Genomic DNA, 23,150 nt, shown 5'->3' with positions numbered 1-23,150 from the left:
CCCTATGTTTGTGATGAGTCATCGTTGTCTTCATAAACCATTCCCCGACAGCATTAATTGTGTAACGGAATGTATTTATCTTATAAAGACATCGAAAGCTCGTTCCTCCTTACGTACTCACGGTCGGACGGCCGCTGCCGCTTTAGCCCGTGTTTTAATCCTGATAATGGAGTGAGAAAATCAACACGGACTAACAGTCCGTGGGTACATTACCAGCGGACGGCCTGGAATTTCCAGCCGGGCTGTTTTTTCTGCATTTCGGGTTCGTCGTCGCGTTTCTTCAACCCGCATTCCAGGTAATTCTGGTGAAGTGCGGCCAGGGCGTCGCGGTCCAGTTCGACGCCGAGCCCGGGTTCCTGCGGAACCAAAACCGCTCCTTCTTCGAATTTAAACCGCCCCCCGACAATGACCTCGTCCGATTGCCACGGGTAATGCGTATCCAGGGCGTACGGAACCTGCGGCAGGGCCGCGCCGAGGTGCACCATAGCCGCCAGCGAAATGCCCAAATGACTGTTGGAGTGCATCGACAATCCGCGCCCGAAGGTTTCGCAAATGCCGGAAAGCGTCATCGACGCCCGCAAACCACCCCAGAAATGGTGGTCGCTCAGAATAATATCCTCAGAGCCAATGGCAATGCTGTTCGGAATGTCTTCGAAGGATGTCGTGCACATGTTGGTTGCCAGCGGGGTTTTGATGGCTTTCCGAACCTGCGCCATGGCCGCCTGTCCGCGAACGGGATCTTCGAGATACTCCAGAATGGGTTCCATCTCCCGACCGTACTGAATGGCGGTTTCCACTTTCCAGAGCGCATTCGGGTCGATGCGCAGCGGCACATTCGGGCCAAAGGCTTCGTAGAGCGCCAACATCGCATCGACCTCCTGACGGGGTTCGAAAACCCCACCTTTGAGCTTGATCGACTGAAAACCGAACTCGGCACACATCGCTTTGGCCTGCGCCACGATCTCGGCCGGATTCAGGGCACTGGCTTGCCGGGCCGCGGCCCAGCCCTGCGCATTCGGGTCGGTATCGAACGCCAGTTTTCCCCCGGCCCCTTCGTATTTATAAAACAGATAGGCCGAAAATGGCACACGATCGCGCATCTTACCCCCCAGCAAATCGACCACCGGCCGACCGGTCACTTTCCCGATAATGTCGAGACAGGCCACTTCGATGGAGCTGAAAATATGGACCATTTTCCGCTGATCCCAGGGCGCATCGCCCCGCTGGGCGGCCGTGTCTTTCCCGAAATGACTGACCAGCACCTGCCGGATTTCGCTGAGCTGAAACACATCGCGCCCGATCAGCAGCGGTTTGGAAGCTTCCAGAGCCGCATCGATGTCGCTGTTTCCGGGAATCTCGCTGATGCCCGAAATCCCGTCGTCCGTCACCAGCTCCACGATCGTGCGCAGGGCGTAAGGTGCGTGCAAACCGGCGGCATTCAGCAAGGGTGGGTCAACAACGGCAATCGGCGTAACGGTAATTTCCCTGATTCTGGGACCGGATTTACCGGACAAATGCGGATTCAAATTCATGGTAACTGCCAGGGTTCTGTTTAACTCTTCACTTCGTCGGAAACCGCCTGCAACAGCCCTTTGATGTAGCCATAGGCAAACGAAAACGCCTGGGGCATACTGGCCGGATCGTGGTGGTGCGGCACATGATCGGGCATGACCATCCCGGAAAAACCGACGTCACGCAGGGCGCGAACCACCTGCAGGAAATTCATGTCGCCGTTGTCGGGATAGACTTCCTGAAAGTTGTTCCAGCCGCCCTTTATGTTCCGCAAATGAACGTTAAAAATCTGATTTCGCTCGCCCACCCACTTAATAATCGGCATAATTTCGGTTTTCGGGTCTTTCAAACCTTCCGCAATGGAACCGATACAGAAGTTAAAACCGTGGTATTCAGAATCGTACAGTTTTGCAAACCGCTGAATGCCTTTGAACACATCCGGGCTGTTCCAGCGCGTAATGCCCCGGTAGCCCACCGGCGTCGGCGGATCGGCAATGTGGTTGGCCATCTTGACTTTGTATTCCTTCGCCACCGGCAGAATCCGGTCCAGCAGGTACGTAATCCGCTCAAACATCTGCTCGATGGTTACGTCGCCCGCGATGGTCTTGGGATGGTTCTGTTTCAGGGCCTCTTCGTAATTCCAGGTGCTGTAGTCGGCATTGCCGCGCTTGGGGTCCGTGGTCCGCCCGGTGCGCAAAACCGGCAGAATCGTTGTGTTGTAATTCAGGACTTTAATACCGGTTTTTCCGGCTACCTGAATCATTTGCTGAAGAATTTCAATTTCGCGGTCCCGCTCCGGGCTTTTTCCGAGCATGATGTTCGGATACTCCACCTTATCGATTCCGGCCGAGGTCAGTGGAAAGTGGTAGGCGTCGAGGCTGATGCCATATTTCTCGCAGGCTTCGCGCTTTTTCATCGAATCCTCCAGGTCCCAGCCTTTTCCCGGAATGGTTTTTGGGGCTCCGCCGTCGAGATTATACACCCCGTGACGGGCTTTAAACTCCAGATTCTCAACGCTTGTCCCGCCCGACTGGCAGCCCACTTTCATCAGCACTTTTTTGGGAACGGCTTTAATTTCCGCCCGCGCATGTTCGGAACCCAACGCAGCCGCGCCAACGGAGCCCGTCGCGATGGCTTTGATAAAACTTTTCCGTTTCATATTGGTATAAGGAGTTTAGGATGAATATTTCTTCGTATTTACCCCTAAATCCCCTAAAGGGGACTTTTAATCCGGACAATTCGAGTCCAAGTCCCCTTTAGGGGATTTAGGGGTAACATTTCATTATTCCAATTCCTGAATAATCGCGCTGTGGTCCAGTTCGCCGTTTCCGGCCGCGACGGCGGCTTTCATTTGTTCGGCAACGAGCGCCGTGGCTTTCAACGGAACTGAAAATTCGTCGCCGGATTGCAGGGCAATACCCAGGTCTTTCTTGTGCAGCCTGATCTTGAAACCGGGCGCAAAATTTCGCTCAATCATCCGTTTGCCGTGTAAATCGAGAATGCGGCTTTGGGCAAAACCGCCCAGCAAAACCTCCCGCATTTTCTCCAGATCGACGCCCGCGTTTTTCGCCAGCGTAAAGGCTTCGGCCACGGCCTGAATCGTAATGCCGACAATCATCTGGTTGCAGGCTTTCGTAGTCTGTCCCGCACCCGGTTCGCCGATCCACACGATGTTTTTGCCCATCGCCTGAAAAACCGGTAGCGCCCGATTAAAAGCCGCTTCGCTCCCACCGACCATGATCGACAGCGAGGCCGAAACCGCTCCCACCTGTCCGCCCGAAACCGGCGCATCCAGCGCTTCCACGCCCTTTTCCTGCATCGACTGGTAAATAGTCCGGGCCGTCGAAGGCGAAATCGTCGACATATCGATGAACAACGCCCCCGATTGAATGCCTTCCAACACGCCATCCGGACCGGAAACAACCTGTTCCACATCCGGCGAATCCGGCAGCATCGTGATCACGATGTCAGTGTGTTGCGCCAGGGCTTTGCTCGTCGGAAATGTGTTCGCACCCGCATCCTCCAGTTCATCAGCCGCGCCACTTTTTCCCAGAATAGACACGGAATAACCGGCCTTGATCAAATTCAACGCCATGGGTTTCCCCATGATCCCTAATCCAATGAATCCTATTTTTTGCATAAGTTTACGATTTTCGGTAAACCGTTAAATTAACGGAAACAACTGCGCACCGATCATGATGACGACCAGACCGGCCAGACCCATGACGACGAGCAGGGGTGAAATGGTTTTGAGCGCTTCCTGCTCGGTTAAATTGCTGAGTTTACAGATGATCCAGAAACCGGCGTCGTTCATCCACGGCACCAGCTTGGAACCGCAACCGATGGCCAGTCCGAGATAAACCGGGTGAAATCCGAGGTTCGCATTGCTCGCCATCCCGGACAAAATCCCCGACGCTGTGATCAGCGCCACCGTGGCCGAGCCCTGCGCGGTTCGCACCACGGCGGCAATCAGAAACGCGAGCGGAATCAGCGCCATCTGGTATTCCCTGGTCATGTCGGCAATCCGCGTGCTGATACCGGTTTGCTGCAGCATGCCACCAAAAGCGCCCCCCGCGGCCGTAATCAGGATAATGCCGCCCCCGCTCATCAGAGCCGCCTGCACGAAAGGCGTCAAGCCCTCTTTGCCGCTTTTCTTGTGGCTGGCCAGAATGAGCAAAGCCGCAATGCCGCCGGTGACGACGGCGATGTTTTTGTCACCAAAGAATTTCACCACCTTCAAAACCGCCGATTGTGCCAGTGGGTCGCCGGGCGTGGCCATCGTGTTCAGAATCGTATCGGCGCAAATGAATACCAGTGGAATCAACACCGGCAGCAACGACACGCCCAAACCGGGCAGGTGAACGTCTTCTTTAGCTGCAATCAGTTTGATATCTTCCAGCTTGGCATCCAGCGAATCCCGCAGCGGAATCGGCCATTTTTTATTTGCCCAAAGCGCGAAGAAATACCCCGCCGTGATCGTAAAGAGCCCCACGATGGTGCCCGCGATCATCATCAGCCCAATCGGAATGTGCATTTCGCCGATCAGGAACAGCGGCCCCGGCGCGGGCGGAACCAGCGAGTTGGCCATCGCGGCCCCGGCCATGATACATAACACCAGCAGCAGGTAATTTTTGCCGATCCGCAGGGTCATGGCTTTGGCGAGCGGCATCATCAGGAACAAAACCGTATCAAAAAAAACCGGTATCCCGATGAAAAAACTGCTGACCAGAAAGGCAATAGGCGCTTTGCCAATCCCCGTTAGTCGCAGCATCGACCGGATGATTCGTTCGGCGGCCCCGCTTTCCAGCATACACTTGCCGATGATGGCGGCCATCGCAATCAGAATTCCGATTTTGCTGCAGGTGTTGCCAAACTCGGTGGCGATGCGTTCGCCGATGCCCTTCTTGGCCAGGGCCTGCGCAGCCGCCGGAGCGGTTCCTTTCGCGTGGGCAAATTGTTCAATGGCCGACGCGGGCGTCAAAAGGGCGACAATAAACGCGCCGAGCAGCAACGCCAGAAACGGGTGTAACTTTAATCCGATGATGCCACCGACAACGATACATACACCAACGGCTAGAATAAGAAGCGGATCAGACATTAAGAGTTTTCGGTTTAGGATTTAAGGAGGTTGTTTCGCGGAGTTGAGCGGAGTTTCGCAGAGTTAAGCGGAGTTTTATTTTTTACTCCGCTTAACTCTGTGTAATAATTCAATAATTCATTTTCGAAAGGCATCTAATTTACTAGCCAGCGCGCGGGCACCGTCGGCGACGAAGGTGGCGTCGGCTCCGCAGGCAATGAGCCGGATGCCGAGGTCGTGGTAGCGTTTGTAATCGTCGGGATTGAAAAAGAGAATTCCGGTGGATTTTCCGGCTTTCTGAGCCGCGTTGACGGTTTCCTGCAACGCTTCCTTGAATCGGGGGTGGTCGAACTGCCCGAAAATACCGAGTTCCATCGACAGGTCGGCGGGTCCGATGAACAACACATCGACGCCATCCAGAGCCGCGACTTCGTCCAGGTGATTCAGCACTTCGACGGTTTCGATCTGCACCACACCCAGAATCGTATCCCGCGCTTCGGCGTAATACTGATTGAAGTTCTGCGCAAAACCGGTCGCCCGCACCATCTTGGCCACTCCCCGACCGCCGTGGGGCGGATAATGCAACCCGTGCACAACTTTTTGGGCCTCTTCGGGATTGTGAACTTTCGGACACATGATGCCTTCTGCGCCCATGTCGAGCACCCGGTGAATCCGCTGGCTTTCCGAACTTTCGACCCGGACAATCACGCCCGCAGCCGTGTTTTCCAGCGCCTGGAGTTGATACAGGACGTCTTTTTCCGAACCGGCTCCGTGTTCGAGATCGATCAATACCCAGTCGAAACCGGAATGGCCCACAATTTCGGCAGTCAACGAACTACCCAGATTTAACCAACACCCGTTAAGGGTTTCGCCTTGTTTCAGCCTTTGCTTTAAATTTTTCATGTCCAGTAAAGTCAACAAGCAGGAGGCTCTACTTCTTATCCCACCAAATCCGGGTGTCCAGCAAATTCGCTCCCTGACGGCTAATCGCCTGTTGCACATTCACTTTATTGACGTTCAGTTCGGCATCCGTGTAAGTCAGCCGACGAATGAAATCTTCGGTTTTCAGGTCTTTGCCGGGATACGGATTGGGTTTCAAAACCGGAAAACCGCTCCGCCGGAAATTGGCCCAGGCTTCGGGCCCGACCAGAAACGAGGCCACCCAATACTGCGTGTTGATCTGCTCCAGTTCCTTGCCAGCGGCCAGCGGATTGGCGTCCACATACGCCGTAATCGCGCTTTCAGCAATAGCGGTGCTGGTGCCGTAGCTGGCCAGTTGCTGCATGTGCGCCCGGATGCCGTTGGCATACAGCGTGGCGGCATTGCCCGTGGTCCATTTCCGGAAAACCGCTTCGGCCAGCAGCAACTGGGTTTGGGCGTAGGTGACCAGGAAGCTCGGTGCCGTCAGAGCGGCCATGCGGGTTTTGTCGAGCTGGCTGTAATCCCACAAACTGGCTAACTTACTGGCGGTTACGGCCGCGCTGATGGTCGTATTGTCGTATCCCTGCGGAGCGCCGATCTGAACCGCCGGGGTGCGGTTGGCGCGCGATTCCACCTGTTGTGCTCCGCTGGTTGCACCCACGTACCGAACGGCAATCGATGCCAGGCGCGGGTCGTTGTTCTTTTGCAGGAAGCTGACAAACTCTTCGTCGAGGTAAAAAAATGCCGACTGCCCGCCGTTCAGCTGGCTGCCCACCGGGTTCGTAAAACTGGCCGTATGGCGGATAATCGCATTGTCGGCATTGGACTGCATCACGCCCCCGGCAACGGCTTTGGCCACGTATTCAGCGGCTTTGGTCGGGTTCACTTTGGAAAGCCGCATGGCCGCCCGCAGCAGAATCGAATAGCCCAGCCGTTTCCATTTCACCACGTCACCGTCGTACATCACATCGCTGGCGACCTTGGCTTTGGCCGCATCCAGCCCCGCCGATGCCGCGTCCAGTTCGTTCAGAATATCGGTATAAATCGACTCCTGCGTGTCATACACCGGTTTGACGATCCCTTCCAGGTAGCTTTTTCCGGCCTGCGTATACGGCACGTCGCCGTAGGAATCCGAAACGACCATGAACGAATACGCCCGCCAGATGCGCGCCATGTTGTAGAGGTTGGAGCGGGCCGCATTGTCTTTCGTCTGGGCAATGACATCGGTCAATTCCCGAATGATGTTGCCGTAATAGGTGGTCCAGTTGCCATTCGAAACCGTGCGGTTATCCTGGTTGAAATTAGCCGCCGAGCCCTGCCCGCTGAAGGGCGTAATCATCTGCTTGACGATGGTGGTTTCGTAGCTCAGGTTTCCGTAGCCGGGCGCACTGGCGACGATGGCGGTATTGAGCTGAAAAGCCGGATCGACCGCCGTCAGGGCAATCGGGTTGATGTTCATTTCATCAAATCCCTTGTCGCAGGACGTGAAGAAAAGGGTTAGGAATAGGGCAATGTGTATCTTTTTCATCTTTAGAAGAGTGTTTCGTTTCGCGGAGTTGAGCGGAGTTAAGCGGAGTTATTTTTTCTCTGTTTAACTCTGATTTACTCCGTGTAACTCTGCGAAATAACTTTTGCTAAAACTTGACATTCAGGTTAAAACCAATGCTCCGCGTGATGGGCAGACCGGTGGCTTCGAGACCGACGAGGTTGTCCGACGGAAAACCGAATTGCTCGGGGTGAATGTTCGGCACCCACTTTTTGATCACGGCCACGTTGTTCGCGACGGCATTTACCCGCAATCCCTTGATGAATTTAGCGCCCGTCGGGATGAATTTGGTGAAGTCGTAGCCAATCGTAATCTGCCGCAGCTGCCACAAACCGGCGTTGTAAACAAACTGTTCCGCAATGTTCTGCGAACGAACGGTTTCGTAAAAAGCCTGCACGCCCGACTGCGTTTTGTTGACTTCGCCGTTCGGATTGACGCCGTCGCCAATGACGTAGCCCTGCTCCCGGCCCACCAGCGTCTCCTTGCTCAACCCGTGCCGCCAGGCGTTGTGGTTGGTCCCGGAAATCATCTTGTGGCCCAGTTTGAAATCGATCAGGAACGACAGATTGATGCCTTTGTAATTGAAACTATTGGTAATACCGCCCACCCATTTCGGAATGGCGCTGCCGAAGCTGATCTGCGTTGCCGTGCGCAACGGCCGCCCATTTCCCGCGTCGAACACCTGCCGGCCCTGCGCATCCCGCAGGTAGCCGAAACCGAATAACTGGCCCATCGGCAGACCCACCACCTGACGGAGTTCGCCACTGAAATCGCCGGTTCCGACGGTGATCATGTTATCACTCACGCTCGACCCGAGATCCAAGACTTTGGTCACATTGTAAGATGCGTTGAAAATGGCGTTCCAGGTAAAATCCGTCCGTTTCACCGGGCTAATCGTCACCATCATTTCAAGGCCTTTGTTACTGCTTTTCCCCACGTTGATCAATTGCGTTTGATAACCGCCCGCATCGGACGTCTGGGCGCGCAGAATCTGATCGGACGACAGCTTGTCGTAATACGTCAGATCCAGCCCGAGGTTGTTATTGAACAGTTTCAACTCCAGCCCGACCTCTTTTTCAGAAACCCGCATCGGGCGCAGATTGGCGTTCGGAACCGTTGTTCCGCTGATGCTCGCCAACGGCTGGGCGGTTCCGCTCGGCGACGGAAACTGCTGGGAATTAATGCCGTAGAACAGGTTGTTGGCGTAGGGTGACACGTCCGTATCGCTCCCGACCTCGGCGTAAGCCGCCCGGATTTTTCCGAACGTCAGCCAGGTTGGCAGCGAATTGGCAAAGGCTTGTGAAAAGACAAAACTGGCCGTAATGGACGGATAGAGGATGCTCCGGTTGGCGGGCGATAAAGTTGAAAACCAGTCGTTTCGGGCAGTTCCGTTCAGGAACAAATAGTCTTTGAACGAAACTTCCGCCGACGCATACAGCGAATTCACCTGCCGTTCCGACAGATCATAAATGGCATCACGCTGCCGTCCGTTGCCAATCGTATAGAGGCCACGGGTGTAGAAATCCTGCACGAGAACATTGTGACGGCTGATTTTCCGGTACATCTGGTTGCCACCGAGATTTACATTCACGCCAAACACACCGAAGGTTTTGTTAGCATTCAGCAGGAAATCGGCGTTCAGTTCCCGAACCGTGCGGACATCCTGCACATACTGCCCGTTGACAAAACCGGCGGGAGCTGCGGGCTGGCGTTGCGTGCCGGTCGGCAGGTTGTATTCCTGTTCGCGGGCGTAGAAGTCCTGACCGATCCGGGCTTGCAGGAACAGCCAGTTGGTGAAATTATACTTTGCCGTCAGGTTGCCAAAAACCCGGTCGGTGTTGATGTTTTCGAAGCGCTTCAGGGCAAAATACGGATTGGTCCGGTTCGTAAACCGCGACCAGACGGTTTCGTTGCCGTTGGCATCCGTCGCGTATTTTTCCAGAATATCCAGCGGCATCGAGTTCGCCATACTGAAAATGATGACCGGGCTAAAATCCTGCTCGGCAATGTTGGGCGGATTTTTGCGAAACTCTTTGGAATAGTTGATATTCCCCGACACCGTCAGTTTTTTCGCCAGCGTCTGCGTGAAGCCCAGGTTGATGTTTTTCCGGTTGTAGCTCGAACCCGGATAAATGTTCTTGTTGTCCAGATTGGCGATTGACAGGCTAAAACCGCCATTTTCACCCCCGGACGACAGCGTCAGCGTGTTGGTCCAGGTGCCACCGGTCCGGTAAAAATCGGTAACCTGATGCCGCTGCGGTTCGTACGGAACCGTGACGTTATCAAACAACACCTGCGTCATGCCCGGCTGGAATTTCTCACCGAAACTCCACTGGCCGGAGGTCGGGAACGGCGTGGTAGGACGAACGCCGTTTTCTCCCTGACCATATTCGTACTGATAATCCGTGTAATCCAGTGGCGTGTCGGACGTAAAATTGGTGTTGTATTCCAGGTTGATACCACTGCCGGTTCCGCGGGTTTTGGTCGTGATCATAATGACACCGTCTTTCGCCCGCGAACCGTAAAGCGCCGAAGCAGCCGCGCCCTTCAAAACCGTCATCGTTTCAATGTTGTCGGGGTTGATGCTGCTCAAACCGTCTCCGCTGTCGGATGTCCGGTTGCTGCCCCGGTCCGACACGTCGCCCCGCGCACCGTAATTCGTGTTGTCGATCGGAACGCCGTTGACTACGATCAGCGGGGAATTGTTGCCACCAAACGACGACTGCCCGCGAATCCGGATTTTGCTGGTTCCGGCGGGTCCAGAGCCGAGGGGCGTGATGTTAACCCCCGCCATTTTTCCCTGCAGGGCGTTCATAAAATTGGCCGTGCGGTTGATCGTCATTTCTTCCGAACCGACCGTCGCCGTCGCGTAACCGAGACTTTTGGCCTGTTTCTTAATTCCCAGTGCGGTTACCACCACTTCGTTCAGGGCCTTGCTTTCCGGCGTCAGCGAAACCTGCAGGTTAGTCTGATTACCGACGGCCAGTTCCTTGCTTTCGTAACCTACGTAACTGAAAACCAGGACCGTTGAAGCGGCATCAGCATCCGGAACATCCAGTTGAAACCCGCCACTGGCGTTGGTTGTCGTCCCGCGTTGCGAACCTTTGATCAGAATGGTTACGCCCGGCAAACCGATGTTTTTTTCGTCGGTCACCTTGCCCGACAGTATTCGTTTGGGCGCCAGTGTTTCGGTCTTTTCAATAAGATCCACAAAACCGGTTTCGTAGGCTGACGACGTACTGGCCGACAAAACCACCTTCCGGCCGACCACCTCATAGTTGACCGGTAGCGGTTTGAAATACTTGACCAGCACCTCCTCCAGCGTCGAATTCGTGGCCTGAATGCTCATCTTCTGCCGCTTCTCGATCACCTGCGAGCTGTACACGAACTGCACGTCGGTCGCTTTTTCAATATCCGCCAATACCCGTTTTATATCCTGATTATCAACATGTAACGTCAGGCGTCGGCTCAGGTACTCCTGAGCGTTGCTCGGGTGGGCAAACGACACGCCCACCAGCGATAACATAACCAAACTTTGTGTTAATGAAAACCGCATAAGCTTCAACCAGAGTTGTCCGGCAAGGTGTTTTTTCATAGTTTTGTTAAGGTTGACTAGTTCTGTTTTCGGAACGTCTTTCTCTGAGCGGTTACTTTGGCGAGCGACACTCAGTGAATCGACCAGTTGGCAGTGGCTTCGTCACTGCCAATTTTTATTGCCCCAACTCCTAAAGGGGACTTTCAAAAAAGGTATTTAAGCCCCCTCTAGGAGTTGGGGCGTGTCCTATCGGTATCCCTTTCGGCTGATGACAATCTGACCATCGGTTATTTCGTAACTCGCCGACGAGGCTTTACAGAGCAAATCCAGCTTTTCGTAGAGCGACTCACTCGACAGAATGGCGGTGATTTTACTGGCGGCAAACGTCTGCTCGTCGAATTGAATCGGGATTCCGTAGCTTTTTTCCAGTTCCCGCAGAATAACCGGCAGCGGTACTTCATCGTAGACAAAAGACAATTCTTTGCTCCGTTTCTGAATCGGCGCGGGATTGGCCACCAGCGTTTTCGTCAAGTTTCCGTCGCTTTTCTCAAAGATCGCTGCCTGATTGGCGTTGAGAATCAACCCATTGACTTCTTTATTGTCCGGAACCCGCTCCGGCTTTTTCTTGTAGACCGACACTTTTCCCGAAAGCACCTGCACCGTGATTTTCTGATCGCGGTCGAAGGCTTTCACGACAAACCGGGTGCCGAGTACCTGCGTGATCATCTCGCCGGTATACACCCGGAAAGGCTGCCGCTGGCGTTTCACCGAAAAGCTGCCTTCGCCCTGCAAATAGACAGTTCGGGCGTTTCCGGAGAACTGCGACGGATACCGCAGGCGGCTTTGAGGACTCAACAACACTTCCGAACTATCATTGAGGACCACTCGCAACAAGTGCTGCGTATCATTGGTCGTTTCCACCAGTTGGCTAACCGGATTATCGGACAGTTTCGTTATCAGTGGCTCCGGTTTATTCGTAGCAAAATACCAGCCAAATCCCATCACGAGCGCGAAAACGGCGGCAACAGCCAGTACCCATCGGAAGGTATAAACAGGCGACTGTTCGTCCTGAAAAACCGCTGCCGGAGACTGACGTTTGGGTATATACGCACTGGCATTTTCGATGAACACCTCCGTCTCCTTCCGGATTTCCGCTTCGCTGAGTCGTTCGGGAGCCACGTTAGCCGCCCGAATAAATTGTTCGGCCTGCTGAAAAGCCTCCTTTTTGTCGGGGTACGTCTGGAGAAACGACCGCCAGAACGCTTCCCGATTTCCACGACCCCGCACCCAGTCCTGGAAATCCGCGTCCTGAATAAAGTCCTCCACTTTATAGGTATGGTAGTTTTTCATCATTCTTGAGTAGTTTATGGTTTACAGTATATTGCTTATGGCTGGCTGACGCACCCTATTGGCTGCATCCGCTAACTAAAACCCATAAACCATAAATTCTAAACTGTAACACAGAAACGCCACGCAGCTCACCGGCCAGTTTTTCCGCAGGCTGATCAGCGATTTCTGGAGCAGGTTGTAGACGGACTGGCGGCCCAGGTGCATGACGTCCGCTATCTGTTCGAAGCTCAGGTTCTGGTAAAACCGCAGGTAAATCAATTCTTTCTGACGTTCGGGCAAATGATTGATTCCGTGTTCGAGTTTCCGGATTTGGAACACCTCGTTTTCTTCCTCGATCAGTTGAACGTCAGCCGCAAACTCGACCGAAAAAGCGTATTCTTCCGAAAGGGTGGATTGATGCGTGGTATGTTTTTTGGAAAGCTCCCGCAGGATGCGGCTTTTGAGCGTGACGAACAGGTACGCCCGTACGTTTTCGACCGACCTGACGGTTTTCTGCTGTTTCCAGAGATTTAAAAATAGCTCCTGAATGCAATCCTTCACAAACTCCCGGTCGGCATGCAGCCGCATTCCCCAGTGGAAAAGGTCGGAATAATAACTCTGCATGATTTTAGCGAGGGCGAACATGTCGCCGGTCCGGTATTCCTGCCAAAGTTGTTGTGCTTCGTCCGAAGGTAGCCTTTTACTCATAGTTACAGGTGCTATACCTACAAGAGCCGATTTTAATGCGATCTTAACCTCCGTTTTAAGATTATTTTTTTAAAAAATGAAAGAATATTTATAGTGAATAAAAGAAGTGAGACAAGAGAGTAGAGACCTTGATCGTCAGTATTGGTCTCTATGCTCTTGTCTCACTTCCCTACTCTCTTTCAAAATTTCACAAAATCATAACCTCAGCCAGCGACCGGAATCCGGGAATTTGCCGCAACTTCGACCCGTCATTTCCGGAACGAAAAACTTCTCTTAACTCCCTCATTTTATGGCGACTCCCGATTTTTCTGCTTTGCCAACTGCCGACGAGCTGGCAGGTCGGCTGGACGATTTCCGCACAACCATCAAGAACGCCATCGTGAAGGTGGTGACGGAATTGGGTGACGAGGCCGATGCGTCCGATTTTGACCTGCGGTTTTTGCCGCTAACCCTGAACGAATTCGATCTGGAAATTACGTCATTGACCCTGAACGACGACGACGTCGATCCGCTGACCATCCGTTTCGGCGACGACTCGGATGTTGAACTGGATGAACTTGCGACGGATGACCTGATCGCTTTGTATCAGGTTGTTACCGACGAAGCGGCCGAAAACCAGGACGACGAAGACTAAAAAATACGTCCGATTTCCTCAGAAAACTTCTTACTAATAGGATAACAGGTTACAGACCCCGGCAATTTGTCGGGGTTTTGTATGTCCGGCAAACCGGTGGCTAAACCGCCCCGGAGACGTAAAAATTGAGGGATTTCAGCACCAGCGTGGTTTCGCGGAAATGCTCCTCAAACAGGTCCTGAAGCTCGTGAACGTATTGAATATAGCGACGGCTTTTGGTACACAGCCAGCAGTTCATCCCGGCCACCAGCCGGGCATTTTCGAGGCTCCAGAAGTTGGTCGACCGATCGGGCTGGAAACCGAAAGCCAGCAGCCACGGTTTGGTCAGTTTAATCGGTTGGGGAATATCCGGCGGAAGCTCTTTCAGGAGGACCGCCGTCAACAAAACCGGTTCTTTCTGAACGACGTAATACCGGTTGGGTTTTGGAGTAACGCTCATTGTGCAGGTGAGTCTTGTGATTACCCCCACTACGTATAGTATGATCCGAATATTGTTTCTGGACCGCAAATTGAGCCGGAACTCTTAGTTACCGGGAATTTCCGAACGGTTACTTATTTAGACAAGCGAGGAAAGAGAAGAGATAAACGACAAGGGTTACCGTTCAAAGATGCGCTCTTTCTTCTTTTCTCTTTCGGCTGACAACCTGCTATTCCGTTATTTTCAGCGGCAATTCCATCCAGGCCAGCCCAATGCTTCGGCGCATGTGGCTGGTGCTGGTGCCTTCGGCGGCATCGTACAGCAGCGCCAGGCGGTTTCCCACCTGAATCACCGTCGGCATGCCGATCGCGCCTTTCGCCCAGATTGAGTTGTTGGCGTCCAGCACAATGGCTTTGTCTTCGGCCCACCACCGGTTGATGTTTTTGGTCCAGTAAACCCAAATGGCGTCCGTGTATTCTTCGCGTTTCTGGTTCATGCCGATGTGGTTGGTGAACAGGTACCAGGTTTTCGTTTTTGTATCAAAAAAGACCGACGAATTCTCAATTTGTTCTTCCAGCGGAAACAGCGGTTTTTCATCGATTTTCCAGGACGCGTTGAGGTCTTTGGTCCGGGCAATGCCCAAAGTGCGTTTAGTAATCTTGCCTTCCTGCGTTGCGCCACTAAAGAACTGGAGGTATTCGGTGCCTTGTCTGACGATGTAACCGGGGCTGGAAGTTACGGTATAGTAGCTATTTTCTTTGGGCGGCAGCGCCACGACATCGTATTGCTTTTTCCACGGACCAGCAAGCGAACGCGACTGCGCCTTCATCGTCAGGTAAGGGAAGGCCGGGATTCGGTAAGGGGGCGGGGTGGTGTTGGGCGTTCCCACGTAAAACATGTGCCAGGTATCCTTTTCCTTGATGACCCAGGGCGACGATGCACTTTTGGCGTCGTTACTTCCCGGTTTGCCCAGTTCCAGAATCAGTCCCCGTTTTGTCCAGTTTTTCAGGTCTTTACTCTCCGCCAGACAGGCAATCCAGCCGTCTTTGCCCGCCCCGTCGTAAAACAAATAATAGCGGTCGCCGTCTTTGTTCACCACCGCCTCACGGGCGCCGTAGGTATCACAACTGTCGGGGCCATCGCCGTAACGCATGACAATTCCTTCGTCCTGGCACATCAGCCGGTGCTTCGCCTGAGGGCGACCATCCGGGTAGTTTTGCTGCGCGTATAGATTTGTGGTGATGAGCGACAGTAAAGCACAAATGCTGATCAACGGACTTCTGTTCGACGAAAAATGCATGGCGAAGGGGAAAAATAGAACGGTTTTCCCGAAAATAGGATGTAGAGAGCAAATGTTACCACGGTTTGCCAAAATACCTTTTCGCGCTAGCCATTAAATCTGCTTATCAACTGTTTCAGGGTCGATCATTTCACAGCAAACTAAAAATCCGTTACTACATGAAATGTTTCGATTGCCCATCCCGGTTGAAGCTATTATATTTTACGTTTTTTCCGAAGACGATCGGATCTTTCCCCTGCGGAGAGAAGGATGTACTGTCGGCGGATTGAAGTAGGTGATTCGTAAGCTTCCCGAATGTGGGTAAGAAGTCTGAAAAATTGGCTACTAATAGGCTAAAGTCAAGCTAAGTATCAACGCATTATTTAAGGCTTTGATAACTGGATCGTTTGCTCCCTGCATCCGTAGACGGCTGCCGGAAACGATCCGGTTGGAAACGAAAAAAAACCTCCTGCCAGCAAGGCTGGCAGGAGGTCCGACCTACCTATCAAATCGTCATTGAAGATTCAGGAAAACCTTTTTGCACTGGATCGTTTGATCTCCCTGCATCCGCACCAGACTGAGCGATGGGTGTCCCCCAACTGTCCACAGCCGGTACCGGTTCTCACCCAGGCGCTCTACCTGATGCAACAGGTTCTGTCCATTGAGGTTGATCACTTCAAACTGCGGATTGGCCGCATTAGTCAACACCTCCACGGTTCCGACCCCTGCCGGGGCCACACTAAAATACGAGCCTCCTTCCTGGTAGTTGACGGCAATGAGTTTCGATTCGTCAAAGCGGCCATCGGTATCCACCTGTCGCAGCCGGTAGTAGTTCCAGCCTAGCGAAGGACTGGCATCGGTGAAGCCGTACGCCGTTTGCCCGGCAGTCGTGTTGCCCACCGAGGCCACCTGACCGATTTTCTCGAAACTCACGGCATCGGCGCTGCGCAGGATGTCGAAATAGCTGCTGCGCTGTTCCCAGGAGGTGGTCCAGCCCAACTGGATGCGGTTGTCCAGAGCCTGACCTTTGAAGGAGCTTAGCCGGACGGGCAAGGCCTGGGCATCCCAGCTTAAGGGACCGATTTGGAAGGCTTGGCTGCCAATAACATTATTTGGCAAATAACTCCCTCCCATGCAGTACTGGATACTAATCTCCGTAACGGGTTGGGGGAAGGTGACAGGATTGACTACATTGGTATCCCCGTAGGCAATTCCGGTGATGGTGGAGCCATTGACCGTGTTAACGCCCGGATAGTCGGTAATCGCTGGGGTGACCGGGGTTGCACCATTTTGCCCAAGGACAGTCACCTTATCCCGAACGAAACCGATCGGAGTAGCCAGATTTCCGGTGAAGGGCTTAAAATCAATGAAGTACAGGTCGAAAGTCAAATTACTAACCGGGGCCGAGAACTGAATCGTCAGGGTCACACATTTGGTGGTGTCGCCATAGATTATATCCGTTCGGAGCCGATTTCCACCCCGAGTTTCGTCGGGACGAGGAGAGACCAGTGGGGTTGTCGTGTGCAGGTCCGTATCGCCCGACCATTGAGCCGTAACATCGACGGGGGCATCGCCGACGGTGCCAAAATTATGAGTGAGGGCTCCGTCCGGATAGGAAACCCAGGTTAAATCCTGGGCCTGGGAGACCACGGTCAGGCTGATGCCTAGTATGACTAGCAGGATGGTTTGCTTTGAGATATGCATAGCAAAAGGAGCGTTTCTACGCGATTAATGAGTGATCGGATCTCAGTTGACCCGTACTGGTGAACCGGCTCAGCCGTTGGCGATTCGATCCGCAAAAAACCGATCATTTTGAGATCAGGTACATAATGAGGAACAGGTCGTTACAACCCCATCTGCCCTAGGCATCTTGTTCAATTTCCAAGGTATTGAATGGAGAATTGCGCGGCATTTAGTACATAGATTTGAGTACCACCGCATCCGGCGCAAGTGGACCAAGCAGCCTCCAAAAAGTCATTGGCCATCAAATAGACCACTTTGGTGATTTCAAGTGTTCCTCCGCCGAGAGCACTTTCTCCTTCGTCTATTTTATATGTATAATAACCCGGGGTAGATACGGATACTGGGGGGTTTTTAATTACATCAATTACATAAGTTCCACCTGGTTTAGGAACTGCGATTTCTGTTCTGAGCCTAATGTTATAGAAACCGGTTTTGGTAACGGTAAACCGATCCGTGGAAAGATCAACTGTGCCTAGCTTATCATAGGCAGAAGTTAAAAAGTTTATTTTTGTATTTACCTGCTCACCCACTGTTACGGGGTTAGGATATCCGCGAGGGAGTTCCATTGATGATGTTTGTGCAAATAAGATACTTACCAATTTATCCGAATTAATTTGCCTTAATACGCCCGAAGGATCAGCCGAAACTAAACTGTCGGTGATGGCTCCCGAAGGTAGATTTTCGACCTGGACCGTGCCGATGGCTTTGTCAACGATAACCTTCTGGCCATTGGTCGCTTCCACTTCCAGATTGGCATTGGGGTTCGGAACGGTGGGGTTGGAGCCGATTTTGACCTGTGCCTGAACGGAACGTGCGCCAAGGGTAAGACTGGCGATAAAGACAGTAAATAGAATCAATCTTTTCATAGTGGTAGTTGGTTATTGTAAAAACGATTTGATTGTGTGTACAAAAAATTAATTGCAACTTAAAAGAGTATTCAGGTTGTATTCATTGTTTTCTCAGCACGTTTGAAAGAGTTCCAATTAGTAGATTCGACTTATTCAAAAATTGCGGCCTGCTTAAACTCCTTTCAATTTTAGAGAAAGCTGGCCGGATAAACCCCGAAACGTTGGATGAATAATCGGGAGAAATGCACGGTGTCCTTAAAACCAACCGCGTAACTAACCTCCTTCACCGTTCGATACCGATGATTTTCCAGGTATACACGCGCTAAATGAAGCCGTATTTCCCGGATAAATTGATGGGGTGTATACCCCGTCAATTCGTTCAGTTGTCGGTACAACTGCCGTTCGCTACAGTGAACCGCATCGGCCAGCGAATTATTCTTGAACTGGCTATTGACGAGATTTTTCAGGATAATCTGTTCCACCCGCTGAATCCATACTTCATCCAGCGAACCCACTTGAAGAAGAACCCTTTTATCAGGGAGATAAGAGGGTGAATAGGACAGAGAATAATTCGATATTACCATGCTCATTGAGTTTAGAATAGCTAGAAACATCGATAGTTCAATCCATATTTTGTGATAAGTATGGCCAAATCGGCAGACTTTCTATCTCCTTTACTATCGTTTTTGCCTCGAAAACCGACCATTTTGGTTACGAATCGAGTAAGTGTTTCCACGGTTCAAACATAAATTGCTGTCGAATAGGATAAAATAGAATTACACCTATTCATCTCTAGAATTATTTCTATTCATCTCTAGAATTATTTAGTTTTTATATCGAATTAATTCTAGGCTTATACTCGAATTAATTCTAGATGCATCCACCGTGTTTATCGTATTTTTGCATCAGACCTTTTTCCAATCTGACAAGCTGAATTTATGGTAATCCTTGTGGTCGATGATCATGCAATCATCCGAGTTGGACTTGAATATTACATCGGTAAAATTTTGCCCGAAGTCAAAGTGATCCCATGCGAAACGTTCCCAGCCGCCCTGGAAGCGTTGACCAAATACGAGGTAAACGTGGTGGTACTCGATATTGTCATGCCGGGCGCTGGGAATACCCAAATGGTTTCCCGGATCCGGAAAATAAGGCCGGACGCCCGGATCTTGATTTATTCGGGTTTGGAAGAGAATTTGTATGCCCTACCCTATATAAAGGCAGGAGCGGATGGATTTTTATCGAAGAATGATCCGTATACGGAATTTGGCGTAGCGATTAAAACGGTATTGGATCGTGGTAAATATATCAGTAGAAAAATTCAACAGCTTATGTTGTTTAAATTTTCGGATCAAGGGTCGAGCTCCATGGAAAATCCCCTTCAAACGTTGTCAAGAATTGAACAGGAGGTGTTGAAGCTTTTAATTGAAGGGAAACGGATGAAGGATATTGCCGCCATGCTGAATTTAAAACAAACGACGATCAGTACGCATAAAAAGAATATCTTCGACAAGTTTGGTGTCACCAATGTGTCCGAATTGATTTCTAATCTACAAGACTTTAAATACCTGTTACTTATTTGACCTCCTCCCCGGCCTAAAGGCACGAAGATTAACCTGACGTACTTTTGCCGCTAATTCCCCGGACGTTTTTCCAACAGGATGGTTGGAAAAACCATCGCCTTTCCCCACTTTTAGGGTGGCCGGGCCGCCGGGCGGTAATAAAACCCAGTGGGAGGCCCGGTCGGTCTACACCCGTGAATTGTTTTTCTGGTAATGAAGGTTTTGTTTCTGTTGCTGGTCTGCCTGTTTGCTTCATCATCCGTTGTGCAAGCACAATCCCAGTTTTCCATGGTGCAGTATACGGCCGAAAACGGCCTTCCGCAGAATAGCATCAAAGGCATTTCTCAGGATTCATACGGTTTTGTCTGGCTGGCGACCGAAGATGGCCTGGTTCGGTTTGACGGCCATCAGTTTCGCGTTTTTAACCATTTCAACTTACCCGTCCGGTTGAATCGGATGTATCGTCTCAGGCCTGCCGTCCGGGATCAGACGGCTCCCGGAACGGGGCGAAATCGGGTCAGTTACGGCCTGTTCCTGGAGAACGAACACATCAAACTGGAGAACGGAACTGCCGTTCTGGATACGACCTGGTGGCCGAGCCGCCTGAACTGGTTTCGATCACTGGGAGTGGGGAGGTCTGATTACCTGGAGGCCCAAAACATTCCGGACATGCTGGGGGAGCTTGTTGGGGGGATTAAGCGGTATTTGCTGGTAGCCGGGACAACCAGCAGCGATTACTACTTCTGGGAAAACAACTGGGTAAGGTATTACCAACATGGGAAAAAGCAGGCTCAATTCTTTTTCCCAACGGCCACGCCATTACATTTTTTTGTGCTGGGTAAACGGCTGTACTACTACCAGGACAGTGGCCGTATTCTGGCTTTCCGTCGGCATCAATCCCAGCAATCGGTCCTGTCCGGGGATATCCTCAACGACCCGGTTTACACCGCCCATCCGCAGGCGTGTCAATTGTATTGGAGCAGTAACTCAGATCAGGCTTTTCTCTACCTTCACAAAAAATTATATACACTTCAGCCCGAAGCTGATGGCAACTTCGTGACCCGTCTGTTGATCGACGGATTTGACTTCGAGGCCCAGGCCATCGTGCATGTTCACTTTGACCCCACCAGTCAAAAGGTTTATTTAGGAAGCCTTACTGAAGGTTTTTTCGTTTTAACCCGGCACCAGTTTCAAACGCTTACCATCCGGGGGACCCCTAGGGAGAATTCGTTATACGCCCAGCTTCCCTACAATGCACATGCCGTGCTGACGCCCACGGGGCGTATTATCGGTCTGGATCCCCGAACGGGTCAGCCCATAGAGCAACACGTTTCGGCGATCCGGCGCGTGAATCCGGACGATGACCGAGTCAGTCTGCGGGATCACCGGGGAACCCTCTGGCTGCGACATTTCCAATCGCTTTTTCACTTCGACGCCCGGCAAGAAAAGATCATCTCTCACTGGACCCTTTCCGAACGTGGAAACGTGGAAGCCCTGCACCAAATCAAAGACGGTCCCATCTGGATCGGGATTGATGGGCATGGTTTATACAAATTGGATCCCACAAATCCACGGGCTCGCTTGGAACGGGTGGGAAAAGACTCCCTAACTGATATTACCTGCATGACCCACCAATCCGACGATGCCCTGTTGGTAGGGACGCATTCGGGCTTGTACCGGCTGACGATTTCCACCCGAAACCTGGAACGCATCCCCGGGACAGAGGGCGTTTACATTAAAAGCATTCATCGATTTGCCAACAACCGGATTTGGCTTACCGCCCTGGATAAAGGGATTATGCTGCTTGGGAAAAACGACCAGATCATTTCTTTTCCCTTGGATAAGAACGCCTACCTGGCCAGTCCGCACTGCATTGTGGATGATCACCGGGGCTTTTTCTGGATACCAACCAATCGGGGCCTGTTTCAGATTGCCATCCAGGATTTACTCCGCTACAGTGCCTGGCAGCCTGAAGCCCTCCCCTCCCAGCCTGCCTCACACCCGGACTTGTTTTATCTGTATCACGCCAAAGAAGAAGGCTTTAAAACCAATGAGTTCAACGGCAACTGCCTGCCCTGTGCCGCCAAGCTTTCAAACGGCTACATCTCTCTACCGTCGCTGGTGGGTTTAGTCTGGTTTAAGCCCGAAACCATCCGCCCCGATCTGCCCAATAGTCCCATTATTCTCGACCAGATCGAGCTGAATAATACTGTGCTGAAAACCACCGGTGACACGCTTCAGCTGCCCCCGGATTTCAAAAACATTTGGTTCTTTTTTGCCACCCCGTACGCCGGAAATCCCTATAACCTGAAGCTGTCCTATGCGTTGGTAAAAGCCGGTTCCACCCTGGTGGCTTCAGACTGGCAGCCGCTGGATCCGGAAGATTTTTCGGTTCGCTACCTCAGTCTGGAATCCGGCACGTATCGCTTACTGGTGCGCAAACTGAATGGCTTTGGCCACCCGACCTATACGCGTAAAGAACTCGTCCTGATAATCGAACCGGTGTGGTACGAAACCGGCTGGGCCTCTGTGTTTTTTGCCGTTTTGCTTTTGCTCAGTGGCTACGGTATCTCCCTTTACCGGGTGCGCCTGGTTCAACGGGAAAATGCCCGGCTCGAAAGGTTGGTCGCCCGGCGAACGGATGAACTCAACGCCACCCTGGACGAACTCAACGCCACCCTACAGGAACTCAAAGGGTCCGAAGCGAAAATGACGGACCAACTCCATATCATGTCCCGCTTGTTGGCTTCGATCACCCATGACATCCAAAGCCCTCTGCAGTATGTAGCTCTGGCATCCGAGAGTATTCCGGAGTTGCTTCAACAGGATAAACTGGCAAATGCCGCCAGCCTGGGAACGATCATTTCAGATCTCACCCACAAGATGCGGACGATGTTGAAGGATCTGCTGGATTATATGAAAATTCAGGTTTACGGGAAACGGCTGAACTGGGATGACATCAACCTGAGAACGCTGGTCGATCGGAAATTAGCGTTATTTAAACCCTTGATGGAGCAAAATGGTTGCCAGGCCAGCAACGAAGTGGCCCCTGCGTTGGCAATCCGTTCTGATTACCAACTGCTCTCCATTATCCTGCACAATTTATTGGACAATGCCGCCAAATTTACCCATCAGGGTAGGATCAGAATTGAGAGCCAGGTTGATGCGGAGGGGCGGGTTGAACTGGTGATTTCCAACACTGGGAAAAGCCTGTCAGCAGAAGTAATCGATCTTATGAATAGCCAGGACAAAACGGAACACATTGACCCGACGTTAAAACAGAATCGATCCCTGGGTTTAGGGTTGTTAATTGCCAAAGAAGTGGCCGAGTTATTAGCGATTGAGCTCTCGGTAGACCAGACCCATGAGGTCCATTTTCATTTATTATTCGAGGCAACAGTTTCCCTGGCCGGGGTTACTGATCAGTGCGATTAGTACAAAAAACCGCTAAAAAAACAGAACCCGGCAAAAACCGGGCTTGTCCTAAACACCAATCTCTATTAATAGCCCGATGAAGAGCTATTAGTAATACTCCAAT

At 52.0% G+C, this 23,150-nt stretch carries 17 protein-coding genes; 3 read left to right on the top strand and 14 right to left on the bottom strand.

Annotation, left to right across the window (positions count from 1 at the left end; genetic code table 11):
- Positions 1 to 209 precede the first annotated feature (209 nt).
- The 9 genes from GJJ30_RS22225 to GJJ30_RS22185 form a co-directional block, all read right to left on the bottom strand.
- Positions 210 to 1,532, bottom strand: a complete 1,323-nt coding sequence (locus GJJ30_RS22225) for an enolase C-terminal domain-like protein (RefSeq protein WP_229313351.1) — start codon at positions 1,530 to 1,532, stop codon at positions 210 to 212.
- A gap of 20 nt (positions 1,533 to 1,552) precedes the next feature.
- On the bottom strand, positions 1,553 to 2,671 hold the full coding sequence (locus GJJ30_RS22220; protein ID WP_154177398.1) for a mannonate dehydratase: 1,119 nt from the start codon (positions 2,669 to 2,671) through the stop codon (positions 1,553 to 1,555).
- A gap of 123 nt (positions 2,672 to 2,794) precedes the next feature.
- Positions 2,795 to 3,652 (bottom strand): 2-hydroxy-3-oxopropionate reductase, encoded by an 858-nt coding sequence (locus tag GJJ30_RS22215; protein WP_154177397.1) that lies wholly within the window; start codon positions 3,650 to 3,652, stop codon positions 2,795 to 2,797.
- Positions 3,653 to 3,676: 24 nt separating this feature from the next.
- Positions 3,677 to 5,110: a GntP family permease gene (locus GJJ30_RS22210; RefSeq protein WP_154177396.1), complete on the bottom strand. Its 1,434-nt coding sequence runs from the start codon at positions 5,108 to 5,110 to the stop codon at positions 3,677 to 3,679.
- A gap of 117 nt (positions 5,111 to 5,227) precedes the next feature.
- Entirely contained in the window at positions 5,228 to 5,992 is a 765-nt protein-coding gene (locus tag GJJ30_RS22205) for an HpcH/HpaI aldolase family protein (RefSeq protein ID WP_154177395.1), read from the bottom strand.
- 28 nt (positions 5,993 to 6,020) lie between these two features.
- Positions 6,021 to 7,538 carry a SusD/RagB family nutrient-binding outer membrane lipoprotein gene (locus tag GJJ30_RS22200; RefSeq protein ID WP_154177394.1) on the bottom strand — a complete coding sequence of 506 codons (1,518 nt, stop codon included), beginning with the start codon at positions 7,536 to 7,538 and terminating at the stop codon, positions 6,021 to 6,023.
- Between the two features lie 106 nt (positions 7,539 to 7,644).
- Entirely contained in the window at positions 7,645 to 11,151 is a 3,507-nt protein-coding gene (locus GJJ30_RS22195; RefSeq protein WP_154177393.1) for a SusC/RagA family TonB-linked outer membrane protein, read from the bottom strand.
- Between the two features lie 186 nt (positions 11,152 to 11,337).
- Entirely contained in the window at positions 11,338 to 12,444 is a 1,107-nt protein-coding gene (locus GJJ30_RS22190; RefSeq protein ID WP_229313349.1) for a FecR family protein, read from the bottom strand.
- Between the two features lie 72 nt (positions 12,445 to 12,516).
- Complete coding sequence (locus GJJ30_RS22185) at positions 12,517 to 13,128, bottom strand: RNA polymerase sigma factor (RefSeq protein ID WP_154177392.1); 612 nt, start codon at positions 13,126 to 13,128, stop codon at positions 12,517 to 12,519.
- A 289-nt stretch (positions 13,129 to 13,417) separates the two neighbouring features.
- Between GJJ30_RS22185 and GJJ30_RS22180 the strand changes: the two genes are divergently transcribed.
- Positions 13,418 to 13,762 (top strand): hypothetical protein, encoded by a 345-nt coding sequence (locus GJJ30_RS22180; RefSeq protein WP_154177391.1) that lies wholly within the window; start codon positions 13,418 to 13,420, stop codon positions 13,760 to 13,762.
- Between the two features lie 100 nt (positions 13,763 to 13,862).
- On the opposite strand, the gene GJJ30_RS22175 is transcribed toward GJJ30_RS22180, so the two are convergent.
- From GJJ30_RS22175 to GJJ30_RS22155, 5 genes are all read right to left on the bottom strand, one after another.
- Positions 13,863 to 14,201 carry a hypothetical protein gene (locus GJJ30_RS22175; RefSeq protein WP_154177390.1) on the bottom strand — a complete coding sequence of 113 codons (339 nt, stop codon included), beginning with the start codon at positions 14,199 to 14,201 and terminating at the stop codon, positions 13,863 to 13,865.
- A gap of 208 nt (positions 14,202 to 14,409) precedes the next feature.
- The gene (locus GJJ30_RS22170) at positions 14,410 to 15,480 is read right to left on the bottom strand and encodes a glycoside hydrolase family protein (RefSeq protein ID WP_229313347.1); all 1,071 of its coding nucleotides are present in this window, start codon (positions 15,478 to 15,480) and stop codon (positions 14,410 to 14,412) included.
- 492 nt (positions 15,481 to 15,972) lie between these two features.
- On the bottom strand, positions 15,973 to 17,163 hold the full coding sequence (locus GJJ30_RS22165; RefSeq protein ID WP_154177389.1) for a hypothetical protein: 1,191 nt from the start codon (positions 17,161 to 17,163) through the stop codon (positions 15,973 to 15,975).
- Between the two features lie 170 nt (positions 17,164 to 17,333).
- Complete coding sequence (locus tag GJJ30_RS22160) at positions 17,334 to 18,068, bottom strand: hypothetical protein (protein ID WP_154177388.1); 735 nt, start codon at positions 18,066 to 18,068, stop codon at positions 17,334 to 17,336.
- Positions 18,069 to 18,238: 170 nt separating this feature from the next.
- Complete coding sequence (locus GJJ30_RS22155) at positions 18,239 to 18,565, bottom strand: helix-turn-helix domain-containing protein (protein WP_205880597.1); 327 nt, start codon at positions 18,563 to 18,565, stop codon at positions 18,239 to 18,241.
- A gap of 423 nt (positions 18,566 to 18,988) precedes the next feature.
- Here GJJ30_RS22155 and GJJ30_RS22150 point away from each other — a divergent pair, with 423 nt between their 5' ends.
- A complete protein-coding gene (locus GJJ30_RS22150) occupies positions 18,989 to 19,633 on the top strand; it encodes a response regulator transcription factor (RefSeq protein ID WP_154177386.1) in 645 nt (214 codons plus the stop codon).
- A 243-nt stretch (positions 19,634 to 19,876) separates the two neighbouring features.
- Positions 19,877 to 23,047: a ligand-binding sensor domain-containing protein gene (locus GJJ30_RS22145; protein ID WP_170299252.1), complete on the top strand. Its 3,171-nt coding sequence runs from the start codon at positions 19,877 to 19,879 to the stop codon at positions 23,045 to 23,047.
- Positions 23,048 to 23,150 lie beyond the last annotated feature (103 nt).

The sequence above is a fragment of the Larkinella terrae genome (assembly GCF_009668025.1).
Classification (GTDB): Bacteria; Bacteroidota; Bacteroidia; order Cytophagales; family Spirosomataceae; genus Larkinella; species Larkinella terrae.
Note: the sequence above shows the minus strand (reverse complement) of the source record. Positions and strands in the feature narration are given on the sequence as shown.

Coding starts and splice junctions, on each gene's coding strand:
- GJJ30_RS22205 (WP_154177395.1), bottom strand. CDS start 5,992: ATGAAAAATTTAAAGCAAAGGCTGAAACAAGGCGAAACCCTTAACGGG.
- GJJ30_RS22180 (WP_154177391.1), top strand. CDS start 13,418: ATGGCGACTCCCGATTTTTCTGCTTTGCCAACTGCCGACGAGCTGGCA.
- GJJ30_RS22200 (WP_154177394.1), bottom strand. CDS start 7,538: ATGAAAAAGATACACATTGCCCTATTCCTAACCCTTTTCTTCACGTCC.
- GJJ30_RS22225 (WP_229313351.1), bottom strand. CDS start 1,532: ATGAATTTGAATCCGCATTTGTCCGGTAAATCCGGTCCCAGAATCAGG.
- GJJ30_RS22195 (WP_154177393.1), bottom strand. CDS start 11,151: ATGAAAAAACACCTTGCCGGACAACTCTGGTTGAAGCTTATGCGGTTT.
- GJJ30_RS22215 (WP_154177397.1), bottom strand. CDS start 3,652: ATGCAAAAAATAGGATTCATTGGATTAGGGATCATGGGGAAACCCATG.
- GJJ30_RS22220 (WP_154177398.1), bottom strand. CDS start 2,671: ATGAAACGGAAAAGTTTTATCAAAGCCATCGCGACGGGCTCCGTTGGC.
- GJJ30_RS22210 (WP_154177396.1), bottom strand. CDS start 5,110: ATGTCTGATCCGCTTCTTATTCTAGCCGTTGGTGTATGTATCGTTGTC.
- GJJ30_RS22185 (WP_154177392.1), bottom strand. CDS start 13,128: ATGAGTAAAAGGCTACCTTCGGACGAAGCACAACAACTTTGGCAGGAA.
- GJJ30_RS22165 (WP_154177389.1), bottom strand. CDS start 17,163: ATGCATATCTCAAAGCAAACCATCCTGCTAGTCATACTAGGCATCAGC.
- GJJ30_RS22170 (WP_229313347.1), bottom strand. CDS start 15,480: ATGCATTTTTCGTCGAACAGAAGTCCGTTGATCAGCATTTGTGCTTTA.
- GJJ30_RS22190 (WP_229313349.1), bottom strand. CDS start 12,444: ATGATGAAAAACTACCATACCTATAAAGTGGAGGACTTTATTCAGGAC.
- GJJ30_RS22150 (WP_154177386.1), top strand. CDS start 18,989: ATGGTAATCCTTGTGGTCGATGATCATGCAATCATCCGAGTTGGACTT.
- GJJ30_RS22175 (WP_154177390.1), bottom strand. CDS start 14,201: ATGAGCGTTACTCCAAAACCCAACCGGTATTACGTCGTTCAGAAAGAA.
- GJJ30_RS22160 (WP_154177388.1), bottom strand. CDS start 18,068: ATGAAAAGATTGATTCTATTTACTGTCTTTATCGCCAGTCTTACCCTT.